Genomic DNA, 14,976 nt, shown 5'->3' on the forward strand with positions numbered 1-14,976 from the left:
TCTTGGGAGGCGGCGTGACAGCCATCGAGCAGACAGAGGCGGCACGCCCGCGGGGCACGCGCCTGCCGCGCCGTGCCCGACGGAACCAGCTCCTGGGCGCCGCCCAGGAGGTCTTCGTGGCGCAGGGCTACCACGCGGCCGCGATGGACGACATCGCCGAGCGGGCCGGCGTCAGCAAACCGGTGCTCTACCAGCACTTCCCGGGCAAGCTCGACCTCTATCTCGCCCTGCTGGACCAGCACTGCGAGTCCCTGATCGGGGCCGTGCGGAGCGCGCTGGAGTCCACGACGGACAACAAGCAGCGCGTCCGGGCGACGATGGACGCCTATTTCGCGTACGTCGAGGACGACGGCGGGGCGTTCCGCCTGGTCTTCGAGTCCGACCTGACGAACGAGCCCGCGGTGCGCGAGCGCGTCGACAAGGTCAGCAACGACTGCGCCGAGGCGATCTGCGACGTCATCGCCGAGGACACGGGCCTCTCGCGCGCGGAGTCGATGCTGCTGGCCTCCGGTCTCGGCGGCCTCGCCCAGGTGGTCGCCCGCTCCTGGCTGCACAGCGACCGGAGCGTCCCGCGCGACCAGGCGGTGCAGCTGCTGACCTCGCTGGCCTGGCGGGGCATCGCCGGCTTCCCGCTGCACGGCACCGAGCAGCATCTCTGAGTCGCCCGGCCGCGTCCGGCCGGTTCTTGTTCCCGCCCGCTGTTCGCTCCTGGCGTTCTTGCGCGCAGCGTGTATGTCCCCTCACCGGGCTAATGTGTGCTGGGTACGGCGCGCTGGGTCGCGCACTTCACTGACCGTCGGAGGGACATAGCCGTGGAGGTCAAGATCGGCGTGCAGCACGCGCCCCGCGAGATCGTTCTGGAGAGCGGTCAGAGCGCGGAAGAGATCGAGCGCGTGGTGGCCGAGGCACTGGCCGGCAAGTCGCAGCTGCTGAGCCTTGAGGACGAGCGCGGCCGGAAGATCCTGGTCCCCTCGGACCGTCTGGCCTACATCGAGCTGGGCGAGCCGACCACCCGCAAGGTGGGCTTCAGCGCGCTGTAGTCGGCACGCGGGGCACCGTACGGCGCGGCGCCGGACGTACCCGCTGCTCATCCGGACCAGGGGCCCGGTGGCTGACGGCCACCGGGCCCTCGCGCGTGTCCGGCGCGCGAAGGTTCTCCACATCCGGGGCACAAGTCATCCACAGGGGAGGATTGCATTCCGCAGGTCACGGGTAGGACGGGCTACGACCGTGAAGCGCCGGCCGGCCGTGTGGAAGGACCCCTCATGATCCTGGAAGCTCTCGGCTCGGCCCTGGCCGGCCTGGCCCTGGCCGCCGTCGCGGTGCGCCGGCTCTCCCACCGGCTGCCCGCTCCCCTGCTGGTCTTCTGCACGGGTGTCGCCGGCGCCCTGTTCGGCGACTTCGTGACGCACACGGCGCTGGGCCCCGGCCCGGTCCCGGTCAGCCTGCTCGGCGCGGTGGTCGTCTCCACGGCGTCACTGTCGCTGCTGCTGCGCCCGGCCGGAAGGCTACGCCGACGCTCCGCCCCGGCGTGACCACACGACACGGCCCCGGGTGACCTGACGCCTGGCGGCACACCCCGGGACCTAGGCGATCCCGCGCCCCGATAGCACTCCCCCCGGGCCAAGGCGATCCCCTGCCCGGTGGCGGTCCACCGCCCTGTAGCGCTGGACCAAGGTGCTCCCCCGACCAACAGCACTCCCGCCAAACGAAGGCGCCCCACCGCCCAGCAGCGCACCCCGGACCAAAGCGATCCCCCGCCCGGTAGCACTCCCCCCGGGATCAAGACGATCTCCCGCCCGGTGACCCACCGCTCTGTAGCGCTCCCCCGGACCAAGGCGATCCCACGCCCGATGACGCGCCCACACTCGGTGGCAGTCCACCGCCCAGTAGCGCTGGACCAAGGTGCTCCCCCGACCAACAGCACTCCCGCCGACCAAGGCGATCTCCCGCCCGACGACGCGCCCGCGCCCGGTCGCAGCCCACCGCCCAGCAGCGCTCCACCCGACCAAAGCTGATCCCCCGCCCCGGTAGCACTCCCCCCTGGGATCGAGACGATCTCCCGTCCGGTGGCCCACCGCTCAGTGGCGCTCCCCCGGACCAAAGCCATCCCCCGCCCGATGACGCGCCCGCGCCTGGTAGCGGTCCACCGCCCCGTAGCACACGCCCGAACCAAGGCGATCTCCCGGCCCAATAGCACTCGCCCCGGACCAAGGCGCCCCACCGCCCGATGGCGCGCCCGCGCCCGGTCGCAGCCCACCGCCCCGCAGCGCACCCCCGCCCAATAGCGCGCCAGTGGTCGGTCAGGCGGCCAGGCCCAGGGCGGCCATGCGCTTGGTGTGTGCCTCGGTGATCCGGGAGAACATCCGGCCGACCTCGGCGAGGTCGAAGCCGTCCGCGACGCCGCCGACGAGCATCGTGGACAGCGCGTCCCGGTCGGCGACGACCCGCTGGGACTGCGACAGTGCCTCGCCCATCAGCCGCCGCGCCCACAGGGCGAGCCGGCCGCCCACCCGGGGCTCCGCGTCGATGGCCGCGCGCACCTTCTCGACGGCGAAGCTGGCGTGCCCGGTGTCGTCGAGGACGGCGAGCACCAGATCGCGCGTGTCGGCGTCGAGCCGGACCGCGACCTCCCGGTAGAAGTCGCTGGCGATCGAGTCGCCGACGTACGCCTTGACCAGCCCCTCCAGCCAGTCCGACGGCGCCGTCTGACGGTGGAAGCCGTCGAGCGCGGCGACGAACGGCTCCATCGCCTGGGTCGGCTCCTCGCCGATCTCCGTGAGCCGGTCCCGCAACTGCTCGAAGTGGTGGAACTCGGCCGACGCCATCTTCGCCAGCTCCGCCTTGTCCGCCAGGGTGGGCGCCAGCTTGGCGTCCTCCGCGAGCCGCTCGAACGCCGCCAGTTCGCCGTAGGCGAGCGCGCCGAGCAGGTCCACGACCGCGGCGCGGTACTGCGGGTCGGCGGAGGCCGTCGCCCAGTTCCGGGCGGCGACCCCGGTGGCCTGGGCCGAAGCGTCCTCGGGGGCGTGGTCAGGCTTGTCAGAGCTCGTCATGAAGCGCACAATAGCCCGCTCCGAGAGCGGGGGAAGTCCCTGATCGATCAGTGTGACGACGACTACGTGACCAAATCGGCCATCGCATGTGCACGATTCCGGGGTATGGTGGTAATGCGCCTGCTGGGCACTCCGTCGTAGTCCGACGCCGTTTCCGGTCAGGCCGCACGCATGAGGATGCCCGGTCGGTGGCCCGATCGGCTCCGACCCGACAGCCCTCCACGGATGTACGGCACATTGGCGTACGACGACCGGAGGGACCCTCAGCGGCGAGAGCGCTAGAGCGTCGGCAGAGGTCCCGTGCCAAACGGCTTGCCCCCGCGGTTCGTCCGTGAGGCAGTCGACGTCCCCAGCACGGTCCGACACGACCCCCGCGCTCGCCTCGCGCCGCGCACACAGAAGAGGCAGCACCCTGACTACGACGTTTCGAGAACTCGGAATCCTCCCCGAGACCGCCGAGGCCCTGGAGGCCGTCGGCATCATCACTCCCTTCCCCATCCAGGAGATGACGCTCCCCGTGGCCCTCTCGGGCACGGACGTCATCGGCCAGGCCAAGACCGGCACCGGCAAGACGCTGGGCTTCGGCCTCCCGCTCCTCGAGCGAGTCACCGTCCCCGCCGACGTCGAGGCGGGCCGGGCCGCGCCCGAAGCCCTCACCGACGCGCCGCAGGCGCTCGTCGTCGTCCCGACCCGCGAGCTGTGCACGCAGGTCACCAACGACCTGCTGACCGCGGGCAAGGTCCGCAACGTGCGCGTGACCGCGATCTACGGCGGCCGGGCCTACGAACCCCAGGTGGAAGCCCTCAGACAGGGCGTCGACGTGGTCGTCGGCACCCCCGGCCGGCTGCTCGACCTCGCCGGGCAGAAGAAGCTGAACCTGAAGCACGTCAAGTGCCTGGTCCTCGACGAGGCCGACGAGATGCTCGACCTCGGGTTCCTGCCCGACGTCGAGAAGATCATCGACATGCTCCCGGCCAAGCGCCAGACCATGCTGTTCTCGGCGACCATGCCGGGTGCGGTGATCGGCCTGGCCCGCCGGTACATGTCGCAGCCCACGCACATCCGTGCCACCGCGCCGGACGACGAGGGCGCGACCGTCGCCAACATCAAGCAGTTCGTCTACCGCGCGCACTCCATGGACAAGCCGGAGATGATCGCACGCATCCTGCAGGCCGACGGCCGCGCGCTGGCGATGATCTTCTGCCGGACGAAGCGGACGGCGGCGGACATCGCCGAACAGCTCCAGCGGCGCGGCTTCGCCTCCGGCGCGGTCCACGGCGACCTCGGCCAGGGCGCCCGCGAGCAGGCGCTGCGCGCCTTCCGCAACGGCAAGGTCGACGTCCTCGTGTGCACCGATGTCGCCGCGCGCGGCATCGACGTCGAGGGCGTGACCCACGTCATCAACTACCAGTCCCCCGAGGACGAGAAGACGTACCTGCACCGCGTCGGCCGTACCGGCCGGGCGGGCGCGAAGGGTACGGCGATCACGTTCGTCGACTGGGACGACATCCCGCGCTGGCAGCTGATCAACAAGGCGCTGGAGCTGAACTTCAACGACCCGGTGGAGACGTACTCCACCTCCCCGCACCTCTTCGCGGACCTCGGCATCCCCGAGGGCACCAAGGGTGTCCTGCCACGCTCCGAGCGCACCCGCGCCGGGCTGGCGGCGGAGGAGCTGGAGGACCTGGGCGAGACCGGGGGCCGCGGTGCGCGCGGTCGCGGCGGGCGGGGCGGCCGGGGCGAGTCCCGGCCGGCCGAGCCGGCCGAGCACGAGCGTCCGACGCGCACGCCGCGCCGTCGCCGCCGCACGCGCGGCGGGGCACCGCTCGACTCCGCGCCCGCCGGGTCGGGAGCGGCGCCGGTCGATTCCGGGGCGCCGGCCGCCGAGGCCGTCACTGCGGAGGAGATCACGGCATCCCGCACGCCGCGCCGCCGTCGCCGCACCCGCGGCGGGGCACCCGCGGAGCCGGTGGCGGTCGCCACGGTGGCCGAGCCGGCCGAAGCGGAGCCGGCGCAGACCGCCGAGTCCGCGCTGACGACGGCGGAGGGCCCGGCGGCGGTCGAGGCCCCCGAGCGGCAGCCGCGCCGCCGCCGCACGCGTAAGGCCGCGGAGCAGGCGACGGCGCCTGCCGAGACCGTGTCCGAGGCGGTCGTCGAGCCCGTGGCCGCGGCGCCCGCGCCGGAGGCGACGGCGATTGCCGAGCCGGAGCCGGAGACCGAGGCGAAGCCGCGCCGCCGCACGCGCAAGACCGCGACCGCGGCCGCGGCCGAGACGGTGCTGGACACCGCCGAAGCCACGGAGGCGAAGCCCAAGGTCCGTCGGACCCGCAAGGCAGCCGCCGCGCCGGTCACCGCCGAGCCGGCGGAGGGCACGGTCGAAGGCGCGGAGGCCACGGACACCGCCGCACCCCGCCGCCGCACCCGCAAGACGGCGGCCGCGGCCGAGACCGCGGTGGACACGGCGGAGGCCGCGGAGGCGAAGCCCAAGCGCACCCGTAAGACCGCCGCTGTCGCCGAGGCGCCGGCGGAGACCGCCGAGGCCGAGGCCAAGCCGAAGCGCACCCGCAAGACCGCGGCCGCAGCCGAGACCGCGGTGGACACGGCCGAGGGCACGGAGGCGAAGCCGAAGCGCACCCGCAAGGCGACCGCCGCCGTGGACACCGCGAACGGCGCCGAGGCCGAGCCCAAGGTCCGTCGGACCCGCAAGGCAGCCGCCGCCGAACCGGTGACCGCCGAGATCCCGGCGCAGGCCACCGAGGAGCCGGAGGTCAAGCCGCGGCGCCGCACGCGCAAGGCCACGGCCGCCGCGGACCCGGTCGGCGCCGAGGCCACCGAAGCCGCCGCGGAGCCGAAGCCCAGGGCGCGCAGGACCCGGAAGACCGCCGCGACGGCGGAGACCCCGGAGTCCTGAGCCGACAGCACCACCACGCCGACGGCCCGGCCCGCCCCCGCGGGACCGGGCCGTCGGCGTTCCAGGGTTCATCCGCGCTCCCCCCGCCAGTTCTCCTCCCTGCCCCCGCGGCCGATAACCTCTGGGGCATGAGCAGGCCGCCCTCCTTCGTTCCGCCTCCCGGTGCCCGTGCCCACGCGTTGCGCACCGCGCGTGGCGACTTCGCCGTGGTCGACGCGCCCGCGGCCGACGGTGTCGAACCGCGCGGGGTCGCCCTGCTGCTGCCCGGGTTCACCGGGAGCAAGGAGGACTTCCATCCGCTACTCGTGCCGCTCGCGCGGCGCGGCTACCGGGTCGTGGCCGTGGACGGGCGCGGCCAGTACGAGTCGGACGGCCCGGAGCACGACGAATCCGCTTACGCGCAGCAGGAGTTGGCGCGGGACGTGCTGGCGCAGGCCGAGGCGCTGGGCACTCCGGTGCAGCTGCTGGGGCACTCGCTGGGCGGGCAGATCGCGCGTGCGGCCGTGCTGCTCGACGCCACTGCGTTCCGCTCGCTCACTCTCATGGCCTCCGGCCCGGCGCAGATCTCCGCCTCCCAGCAGCAGCGCGTCAAACTGCTGCGGGACGCCCTCGCCGTGATGTCGATGGCCGAACTGTGGGACACCATCCAGACGTTGGAGCCGCCCGAGGAGACCGAGGTCGACGGCGGTCCGGACGACCGAGCGGAGCTGCGCCGCCGCTGGCTGGGCAACAAACCGGCCCAACTGATCGCCACCGGAAGCCAGTTGTGCACCGAGCCGGACCGCGTCGGCGAACTCGCCGCGGTGGGACTGCCGTTCCATGTGCTGTCCGGCGCGACCGACGACACCTGGCCGGTGCCGCTCCTCGACGACATGGCCGTACGGCTCAGGGCGCGCCGTACCGTCATCGAGGGCGCGGAGCACTCGCCCAACACCGACCAGCCGCTCCCGACGGCCCGCGCGATCGCCGACTTCTGGGACGGCACCGGCGAGGACGGTCGGCACCGCGGCCGATAACGCGCCGGTGCTGCGTCCAGTACTGCGTCAGTACTGCGTCCGCAGGTGCTCCCAGAAGCCGTCCCGGAGCGCGCGCCGCAGCTCCGCCTGGCCGCGCAGCGAGTACTGGAGCAGCCCTTCGGCCTCGACCAGCAGGTCCTGGTCGACCGAGCCGGGCAGGTAGGGGTGGCCGGGCAGCAGTTCCAGCACGGGCTCCCGGCCGCGCGCGGACAGCCACTTCGCCGCGATCTGGGCGCCCACGAACCGGACGTCCTCGCGCGTGGGCCGGTTCGCCGTGCCCTCGTAGGCGGCGGTGCGCCGGGAGACGTACGGCTTGAAGAAGTCCAGGTCGAAGGTGCGCTGGCTGTCGACCTCCCACAGCAGGGGCTCCGCCTGGTTGCGGCCCTCGGGGGCCTCGATGCCCCACAGGTGGACCCGGGCGCCGTAACCCTGGGCCGCCTCCACCGCCGAGACCAGGTCCTCGTCGCCGCCGATGAGCGCGGCGTCGCTGATGGCGCGGTGCCGGGCCAGGGACTCCAGGTCGGTGCGGATGAGGGAGTCGACGCCCTTCTGCTGGTTGTTCGCGTTGAGATTACCGAGGCGGACCTTCACGTCGGGGAGTTCGGCGATGGACTGCTGCTCGGCGGTGTGGATGCGCCGCCGGGCGCCGTCGTACCAGTAGACCCGGAGCAGTCTGCTGTCCGCGAAGATCGTGCGAGCGCGGTCGATGAGCGCCTCGATCATGCCCTCCGCGTCGAGGTCAAAGGCGCGCCGGTCCTCCGTCCCGGCCACCAGCCGACCCGCGGCCGCGTAAAGGTATCCGGCGTCCACGAAGATCGCGTGGGTCGAAGGCGTCTTCGCCACTTCGGCGAGCATGCGCTGGAGCAGCTCGTTGGTGCGCTCGATGCGGGCCTGGATAGGGGCCTGGTCGTCATTCATCGCCTCTATTGTCTCGGCGGTCACGCTGCGAACACAACCGGTCCCGGTCAGTCTCGTAACTACCTCTTACCAGTCGGTAATTAGACGTTCGAAAAATTTCCTTAGCGTAGGGAATGTTTGTAACACGCATCCCGTTGACTCATACGGAACAACGAGACGAAGGGAGAAGCCATGCGCTTCGAGATCATGCGACTCGACGAGGTCGACGGAACGCCCGTGGACAGCACCGTCGTGGACGCCGCCTCCGTCAACCGGATCGTGCAGCAGGCCGCCGCCATCGGACAGCGGCTGTGGATCCGACCCGCCGAGAGCACGGCCTCGTAACAGACACGGATCACGCGGATCACCGATCACACGGACCACGGATCACCGCGAAAGAGCTTCAGAGCCCCCGCGCGGCAGCGACGCCGCCGGGGGCTCTGCGCATACGGCGGGCCGCCCGGGGCTCAGACCCCCTTGATCACCTGGGTGATCCCGTTGATGATCTGCTGCACGGCGATGGCGGAGAGCATCATGCCCGCAAGCCGCGTCACCAGCACCACCCCGCCGTCCTTGATGACCCGGATGATCAGCAGCGAATAGCGCATCACCAGCCACAGCACGACATGAATGGCGAGGATCGCGGACCACACCGAGATCTGTGTGCCCACGGTGTCGGCCTTCTGCACGGCCAGGATGACCGACACGATGGCGCCCGGACCGGCCAGCAGCGGCATGCCCAGCGGTACGAGAGCGACATTGACGTCTTTGGTCTGCTTCGGCTCGTCCGTCTTGCCGGTGAGCAGGTCGAGCGCGATCAGCAGGAGGAGCAGACCGCCCGCGATCATCAGCGCGGGCACGGAGACATGCAGGTAGTCGAGGATCTGATGGCCCAGCAGGCCGAAGACGGCGATCACCCCGCCGGCCACGCAGACGGCCTGGAACGCCATCCGCTTCTGCACCTTCGCGGGGCGCCCTGCGGTCAGCGCGAGGAAGATCGGGGTGATCCCGGGGGGATCCATGATGACGAAGAGGGTGAGGAACAGGGAGCCGAAGACGGCGAGGTCGAACATGGGCGCAGCAGAGCCTTGCGGAGGAGACGTACGGGGGGACGCGGGCGGGTGTCAGGCCCCGCCGGTCCCGGGCACCGGGAACGCACCGGTCGCACGCCGGGTGATCTCGCCGTACACCTCCGGGTCCGTGGTGTACTCGCCGAGGGCCACGGTCTTGCGGCTGCCGTGGTAGTCCGAGGAGCCCGTGACCAGCAGTCCCAGGTCCTTCGCCAGTCCGCGCAGCCGGGTCCTGGCGTCCGCGTCGTGGTCCATGTGGTCGACCTCGATGCCGTCGAGGCCGGCCGCGGCCATCTCGGCGATGGCGGACTCAGGCACCGTACGGCCGCGCTTGGCGGCGGCCGGGTGCGCGAAGACGGTGACCCCGCCGGCGGCCTTGACCAGCCGGATGGCCGCGAACGGGTCGGTCTCGTGCTTCTCCACGAAGGCCCGGCCGCCGTCGGCCAGCCACTCCTCGGTGAACGCGTCGCTCACGGTCGGCACGACGCCCAGGTCGACGAGCGCGGACGCGACGTGCGGCCGTCCGACGGAACCGTCACCGGCGATCCGCTTCACTTGCTCCCAGGTGACCGGGACGCCCAGCCCGTTCAGCTTGGCGATCATGCCCTGGGCCCGCGGCACCCGGTCGTCCCGGACCAGCTCGCGCTCGGCGAGCAGGGCGGGCTCCTCGGGGTCGAAGAGGTAGGCCAGCAGGTGCATGGAGATGCCGTCGATACGGCAGGACAGCTCGGCGCCCGTGACGAGGGTGAGCCCCTGCGGGAGCGCGGCGACGGCCTCGGCGTGGCCGCGGGTGGTGTCGTGGTCGGTCAGCGCGACGACGTCCAGACCGGCCGCCGCCGCGTTCCGCACCAGCTCGGCCGGGGTGTCCGTGCCGTCGGACGCCGTGGAGTGGCAGTGCATGTCGATGCGCACGACGCGAACTCCAGGCGGGGACGGGACCGAAGGGACACCTAAGGATAACCGGCGTCCACGGATGCCATGTCACGGCCGAAGCACGCCTGCGCCCCCTACCGCGGCCTCCTCCCGGCCCCGACAGCCGCCGCACGGCCGGCCCGCCGGCGACGCTCAGGGTTCCAGCAGCCTCGGCGACAGCGCTCCACAGGGCACCAGGTCCAGCTCGGCGCCCGCGTCCCGCAGGTCCGTCAGCACCAGTTCGTCGTACATGAGCATGCCCGTCTGCTCGGGCCACACCACGGCCCACAGCCACAGCCCGCGGGCCTCCCCGGCGAAGACGGCGCGGTCGTCGGGGGTGCCGGTGACGTGCCAGAGCGGGGTCGGGCGGCCGGCGGCCAGCACCTTGGCCTGGGGCGGTTTCTCTACGTTCATGTACGGTCCCGGATCGGGCCCGTCGATGCCCGCGTAATGCGCGCCGAGGCCGACGCCGAGCTCCTCGGCGACCAGGATCAGCTCACCCACACCGCCGAGCGGGCCGGGTCCCGAGCAGGCCACCGCGGTCGCCCGGCCGCCGCTGCGGTCGTCGCCCGCGCAGGCCACCCCCGTGAACAGCCAGCCGACCGGCAGCGGCCAGGGCATCCACACCGGCACCTGCGTCCGATGGACCACGACGCTGAGGGCCTCGACGCTGGGCGGGATCACGGGCTGCAGCGGATGCACCGTCCCGTGCACATCGCACTGCCAGGAATCGGCGAAGAGTCCGGGAGCCCTGACCCGGCCACCGCACTTCGGGCAACTGGGTTCGCCCCTCATAGGGCCCCACGGTCCTACCCGCACACCGCCACGTCAAGGACGATCACCCGTCCGGACGGAAACCCCCGCCAGGGGGCGCCGCCCGGTTCGGAGCGCACAGGGACACCCAGCCCAAGGCAGTCTGGGCGACGGCCGGCGCCTCGGTCGTCGCCTTCATGGGCATCGGCCTGGCCGACCCGATCCTGCCGTCCATCACCCAGGGCCTGCACACCACCGCCGGCCAGGTCTCCTGCTGTACGAGTCCGCGCTCGGCCTCGGCATGGCGTGCGGCCCGCTGCTGGGCGCGGTGCTCGGCAACGTCGGCCGGCGCTACCCGTTCTTCGGCACGGCCACGCTGACGGCGATCGGCTTCCTGTGCATGGCGGTGTCCCTGACGGAACAGCCGACGCCGGCCCGCAGGACCTCGCTGCTCGGCGCGCTCGTGGTCGTCGTGCGGCGGTCCGCGCTCACCGACGAGGCGGTGGAGCCGGCGAGGACGAGGTCGGCGGCTTCGCCAACTGGCCCGTTCCGGCCAGGATTCGGTGAGATCGGTCACTCTCGGGTCAGCCGAGCGGGACGGATCCGCGAGCGGCGTCCCGCAGGTCCGTACCGTGCGTCAGCCAGCGTTCCTGGAGAGCCTGGGCGCCGTGCACGCGTTTCCATGCGGCCTCGTTCGGGGTCATCGGGAGCAGCGGCAGGAACCGTACGGGATCCATCGGCGCGTCCAGCTCCAGGTCCTCGACCAGTCCGCCCGGCTCGGCGACCAGGACGGAGCCGAAGGGCGCCCCCGGCCACAACGGCTCGCCCACGTCGAGGGACGCGCCCGGGGCCACGACCACGCCCTCCACCTGCGGCGAGGCGGCGAGCACGGCGAGCGGACGAAGCACCTTGCCGGTGTCGGCGAGGCCGGCGCGTACGGACAGGACCAGCTCGGCGCGGGGGCCCCGGACGGGGTCCGCGAGCACCGTCGTGGGGTCCGTCATGGGATGGGCGGACATGCCGAGCGTGGCGTAGCGGACGACGGCTCCCTCACGGTCGCGGTCCTGGAAGCGGAGCACCTCGATGCGGTCCGTACCGAGGAAGGTGACGGCCGCGCGCGCGTCCGGTTCGCCCAGCGCGGTGCGCAACCGCGCCTCGACCAGAGGAAGAACATCAACCATGCGGCGAGCATAGAACTCGTCAGCAGCGGGCAAAGCGTCACCTTGACACTGCGGTCGGCTGATACTCTTGGCCGGTGGTTCGGGGCAGCACGCAGAAGCGTCGCATCGAGTCCCGACGCCTGTGAGACTCCCCTACGGGGAATGGACCGTCCCTCACGAGGGACCGGCTGGAGGAGGTGGGGCTGCCATGGATCGAAGTCGGCCGTGCAGTACCACCCGCTCTTCCGGCTGTTGAAGTAGCCGTTCCGGATCTGGCCTACCGCCACCTCTCGCGCTCGCGTCGTCGTACGTGCCCTCGGAAGAGCACTTCGTTCTGTCCTGCCTGATCTGACCGATCTGAATCAGCAGCGAAGCTCGCCACCGCGACGGTGCGGTGCTCCCCGCTTTGTGGACGTGCCAAACATGTGCACTCAGGACGTCCTCATTCCGGGCAGTTCCAGCCGTGACCGCGGCCCTTTCGCGCTTCGCCGCCCACCGCGAAGGAGCCCGCCATGTCGATGATCCGCGACCTGCGTGCCGTGGTCCGTCCCTCCCGCCCCTCCCTGCGCAAGAGCGCGCCGCGCCGCGACACCGGGGCCTACGACACCACCCGCGACCCCTCGACCCCCTCGGCCGTCGTCGACTGCGCCGTCTACCGGGACGGCGCCCGGGTCGAGAGCGCCAAGCCGCTGACCCCGCACGAGGCGATGCGCCAGGTGCGGCGCGACGGGGGGTTCGTGTGGATCGGGCTGCACGAGCCCACGGAGGCCGAATTCGCCGGTATCGCAAGCGAGTTCGGGCTGCACCCGCTGGCCGTGGAGGACGCGGTGCAGGCGCACCAGCGGCCGAAGCTGGAGCGGTACGACGACTCGCTGTTCACCGTGTTCCGGACGGTCCACTACGTCGAGCACGACCAGCTCACCGCCACCAGCGAGGTCGTGGAGACCGGCGAGGTCATGTGCTTCACCGGGCGGGACTTCTTCATCACCGTCCGGCACGGCGGGCAGGGTTCGCTGCGGGCGCTGCGGCACCGGCTGCAGGACGACCCGCAGTTGCTGGCCAAGGGGCCGTCGGCCGTGCTGCACGCGATCGCCGACCATGTCGTCGACGGATACCTCGCGGTCGCGGACGCCGTGCAGGACGACATCGACGAGGTGGAGACCGAGGTCTTCTCGCCGAGCCGCAAGGGCGGGGCGTCGCGCGGTGTGGACTCGGCGCGGATCTACCAGCTCAAGCGCGAGGTGCTGGAGTTCAAGCGCGCGGTCTCGCCGCTGATGCGGCCGATGCAACTGCTGAGCGAGCGGCCGATGCGGCTGATCGACCCGGAGATCCAGAAGTACTTCCGGGACGTCGCCGACCATGTCGCCCGGGTGCAGGAGCAGGTCGTGGGCTTCGACGAGCTGCTCAACTCCATTCTCCAGGCCAACCTGGCGCAGGCGTCGGTCGCGCAGAACGAGGACATGCGGAAGATCACGGCATGGGCCGCGATCATCGCCGTACCGACGATGGTGTGCGGGGTCTACGGCATGAACTTCCATAACATGCCCGAGCTGAGGTGGAAGTACGGCTATCCGCTGGTCATGGGCGTCACGGTGGCGCTCTGTCTGACCATCCACCGCACGCTCAAGCGCAACGGCTGGCTGTGACGGCGGTCGCGGCCACCGAGGCCGGCGGCGGGACGGCTGGTTAGGCTGGTCGCATGACAACCGAGCTGCTCGACCGGGCCCTCGTCGAGGAGGCCACGAAGAAGTCCGGCCTCGTCTGGGTCCGCGGTGCCGGGGTGCCGGCCGCGCGTGCGCTGTGGCACGCGTGGCACGACGGAGCGGCGTGCCTGGTCGGCGACGGGCCCGGGGAACAGCCGCTGCCCGGACTCACCGACGGCGGCTCGGCCGAGGTGACCGTGCGCAGCAAGGACAAGGGCGGCCGGCTGGTCACCTGGGCGGCGACGGTGTCCGAACTCCCGCCGGGGTCCGCGGAGTGGGCGGCGGCGGTGAGCGAGCTGAAGGGCAAGCGGCTCAACGCGCCCGACGGCGAGGCGATGACGGACCGTTGGTCCCGCGAGTGCCGGGTGCTCCGCCTGACACCGACGGGCACGACGGCGCCCCTCCCGGACGGGCCGCTCGCCGCGCCCCCGCCGCCGACGCCGGCAACGACCCGCCAGCCGGCCCCCGCGGCCCTGCCACGCCTCCTGGCCCGCCGCAGGAACCGAAAGTAACGCCCCCTCAAGGGACCGGGGTCGACCCGGCATGGGGCACGTCAGTGACCCAGGGCGTCCGGCCCGCCGCTCACGACGTCGGCAGTTGTTTGCCGTAGTCCACCGTCTCGTCCTTCGACGGCTCGGCGAGGGGGAAGTCCTTGCCCCAGTCGGAGAAGCGGAGCGTCCCCGCGTCGCCCGCGCGGGTCAGGCTGAGCGGGTACGGCGTGCCCTCCAGGGAGACGTCGAGGCTGCCGCCGGAGCCCTTGTCGCCGGTGATACGGATGGTGCGGACGCCGGACTGCTCGTGGTGGCCGGCGGTGGCCAGGGCGCCGTGCAGGCTCAGCAGCCCGTCGAGGAGCACAGCCTTGTCCGTGAAGCCGCTGAACTTCTTGTACGCGGGGTCGCCCTGCGGCACCTTCACGTACTTGCCGTCCAGTTTGTCCGCGGTCGCCGTCTCCCCGCCCTTCCCGTCGCCGCTGTCCGCATGGCTCCAGAAGCCCGCGTCGGCCTTCAGATACAGCTGCTCGCCGATCCGCAGCAGCCGGAAGGTCGCCCCCTCCGAGGTCACCGAGCCCGTACCGCCGTCGGCCTTCAGCCGCATGTCGAGCTTGTACGTGCTCCCGCTGGTCACCACGGTCCCCGACAGCCGTACCGCCCCGGCCGAGTCCGCCGCCGCCCGGGTCCGCGACTGGATCGTGTCGGCGGGCAGCTTGCCCACCCCGTTGGTGCCCGCGTCCGGATCCTCGCTGCACCCCGTGAGCCCCGTCACGCCCGTCACGGCCAGCGCGCACATCGCGGTCACCACCACGGCCCGGCGAATACGGCCCTGCGGAATCACGGTCACAGGCGGGGCTGCCTTTCTGCTGGATCCTGAGCGGCGTACGGCAGCGTACCGGGGCCGTCGAGCCTTGGCGGAGCCAGTCCGTCCGGACCGCTCACCAGGGCGTATCCGATCGGGACGGGCTAGCCTGAACCCCACCGAGCGGGCAATTCGGAAAGGGGGACGA

At 72.1% G+C, this 14,976-nt stretch carries 15 protein-coding genes and 1 pseudogene; 9 read left to right on the forward strand and 7 right to left on the reverse strand.

Annotation, left to right across the window (positions count from 1 at the left end):
- The first annotated feature begins 14 nt into the window (after window positions 1-14).
- The 3 genes from CTZ28_RS00795 to CTZ28_RS00805 all read left to right on the forward strand — a co-directional run bounded on the left by CTZ28_RS00795 (window position 15) and on the right by CTZ28_RS00805 (window position 1,535).
- Window positions 15-659: a TetR/AcrR family transcriptional regulator gene (locus CTZ28_RS00795; RefSeq protein ID WP_121887207.1), complete on the forward strand. Its 645-nt coding sequence runs from the start codon at window positions 15-17 to the stop codon at window positions 657-659.
- Window positions 660-812: 153 nt separating this feature from the next.
- The gene (locus tag CTZ28_RS00800; RefSeq protein ID WP_183154202.1) at window positions 813-1,040 is read left to right on the forward strand and encodes a DUF3107 domain-containing protein; all 228 of its coding nucleotides are present in this window, start codon (window positions 813-815) and stop codon (window positions 1,038-1,040) included.
- 225 nt (window positions 1,041-1,265) lie between these two features.
- Window positions 1,266-1,535, forward strand: coding sequence for a hypothetical protein (locus CTZ28_RS00805; protein WP_121887209.1), 270 nt, complete (start codon window positions 1,266-1,268; stop codon window positions 1,533-1,535).
- A 768-nt stretch (window positions 1,536-2,303) separates the two neighbouring features.
- On the opposite strand, the gene CTZ28_RS00810 is transcribed toward CTZ28_RS00805, so the two are convergent.
- A complete protein-coding gene (locus CTZ28_RS00810) occupies window positions 2,304-3,062 on the reverse strand; it encodes a ferritin-like fold-containing protein (RefSeq protein ID WP_121887210.1) in 759 nt (252 codons plus the stop codon).
- Window positions 3,063-3,558: 496 nt separating this feature from the next.
- On the opposite strand from CTZ28_RS00810, the gene CTZ28_RS00815 reads away from it, so the two are divergent.
- Together CTZ28_RS00815 and CTZ28_RS00820 are read left to right on the forward strand one after the other, a co-directional pair.
- Window positions 3,559-5,964, forward strand: coding sequence for a DEAD/DEAH box helicase (locus CTZ28_RS00815; RefSeq protein ID WP_259471433.1), 2,406 nt, complete (start codon window positions 3,559-3,561; stop codon window positions 5,962-5,964).
- Between the two features lie 128 nt (window positions 5,965-6,092).
- Complete coding sequence (locus tag CTZ28_RS00820; RefSeq protein ID WP_121887212.1) at window positions 6,093-6,980, forward strand: alpha/beta fold hydrolase; 888 nt, start codon at window positions 6,093-6,095, stop codon at window positions 6,978-6,980.
- A gap of 27 nt (window positions 6,981-7,007) precedes the next feature.
- Here the strand turns inward: CTZ28_RS00820 and CTZ28_RS00825 are convergent, their stop codons facing one another.
- Window positions 7,008-7,898, reverse strand: coding sequence for an NYN domain-containing protein (locus CTZ28_RS00825; RefSeq protein ID WP_121887213.1), 891 nt, complete (start codon window positions 7,896-7,898; stop codon window positions 7,008-7,010).
- 171 nt (window positions 7,899-8,069) lie between these two features.
- Here CTZ28_RS00825 and CTZ28_RS00830 point away from each other — a divergent pair, with 171 nt between their 5' ends.
- Complete coding sequence (locus CTZ28_RS00830) at window positions 8,070-8,222, forward strand: hypothetical protein (protein ID WP_121887214.1); 153 nt, start codon at window positions 8,070-8,072, stop codon at window positions 8,220-8,222.
- A gap of 122 nt (window positions 8,223-8,344) precedes the next feature.
- Here the strand turns inward: CTZ28_RS00830 and CTZ28_RS00835 are convergent, their stop codons facing one another.
- From CTZ28_RS00835 to CTZ28_RS00845, 3 genes are all read right to left on the reverse strand, one after another.
- Window positions 8,345-8,950: a MarC family protein gene (locus CTZ28_RS00835; RefSeq protein WP_121887215.1), complete on the reverse strand. Its 606-nt coding sequence runs from the start codon at window positions 8,948-8,950 to the stop codon at window positions 8,345-8,347.
- Between the two features lie 51 nt (window positions 8,951-9,001).
- Window positions 9,002-9,859, reverse strand: coding sequence for a PHP domain-containing protein (locus CTZ28_RS00840; protein WP_121887216.1), 858 nt, complete (start codon window positions 9,857-9,859; stop codon window positions 9,002-9,004).
- A gap of 153 nt (window positions 9,860-10,012) precedes the next feature.
- Window positions 10,013-10,654, reverse strand: a complete 642-nt coding sequence (locus CTZ28_RS00845) for a DUF6758 family protein (protein ID WP_121887217.1) — start codon at window positions 10,652-10,654, stop codon at window positions 10,013-10,015.
- 107 nt (window positions 10,655-10,761) lie between these two features.
- Here CTZ28_RS00845 and CTZ28_RS00850 point away from each other — a divergent pair.
- Window positions 10,762-11,075: pseudogene (locus tag CTZ28_RS00850) on the forward strand (hypothetical protein); the annotation flags it as partial.
- A gap of 121 nt (window positions 11,076-11,196) precedes the next feature.
- Here CTZ28_RS00850 and CTZ28_RS00855 read toward each other — a convergent pair.
- Window positions 11,197-11,793 carry a suppressor of fused domain protein gene (locus tag CTZ28_RS00855; RefSeq protein ID WP_121887218.1) on the reverse strand — a complete coding sequence of 199 codons (597 nt, stop codon included), beginning with the start codon at window positions 11,791-11,793 and terminating at the stop codon, window positions 11,197-11,199.
- Window positions 11,794-12,284: 491 nt separating this feature from the next.
- Between CTZ28_RS00855 and CTZ28_RS00860 the strand changes: the two genes are divergently transcribed.
- Window positions 12,285-13,418 (forward strand): magnesium and cobalt transport protein CorA, encoded by a 1,134-nt coding sequence (locus tag CTZ28_RS00860; RefSeq protein ID WP_121887219.1) that lies wholly within the window; start codon window positions 12,285-12,287, stop codon window positions 13,416-13,418.
- A gap of 53 nt (window positions 13,419-13,471) precedes the next feature.
- Window positions 13,472-13,987 (forward strand): hypothetical protein, encoded by a 516-nt coding sequence (locus CTZ28_RS00865; protein WP_121887220.1) that lies wholly within the window; start codon window positions 13,472-13,474, stop codon window positions 13,985-13,987.
- Window positions 13,988-14,057: 70 nt separating this feature from the next.
- On the opposite strand, the gene CTZ28_RS00870 is transcribed toward CTZ28_RS00865, so the two are convergent.
- Window positions 14,058-14,813, reverse strand: a complete 756-nt coding sequence (locus tag CTZ28_RS00870; RefSeq protein WP_398655012.1) for a hypothetical protein — start codon at window positions 14,811-14,813, stop codon at window positions 14,058-14,060.
- Window positions 14,814-14,976: the final 163 nt, after the last annotated feature.

Source organism: Streptomyces shenzhenensis, assembly GCF_003688995.1.
In the GTDB taxonomy this organism is placed as follows: domain Bacteria; phylum Actinomycetota; class Actinomycetes; order Streptomycetales; family Streptomycetaceae; genus Streptomyces; species Streptomyces shenzhenensis_A.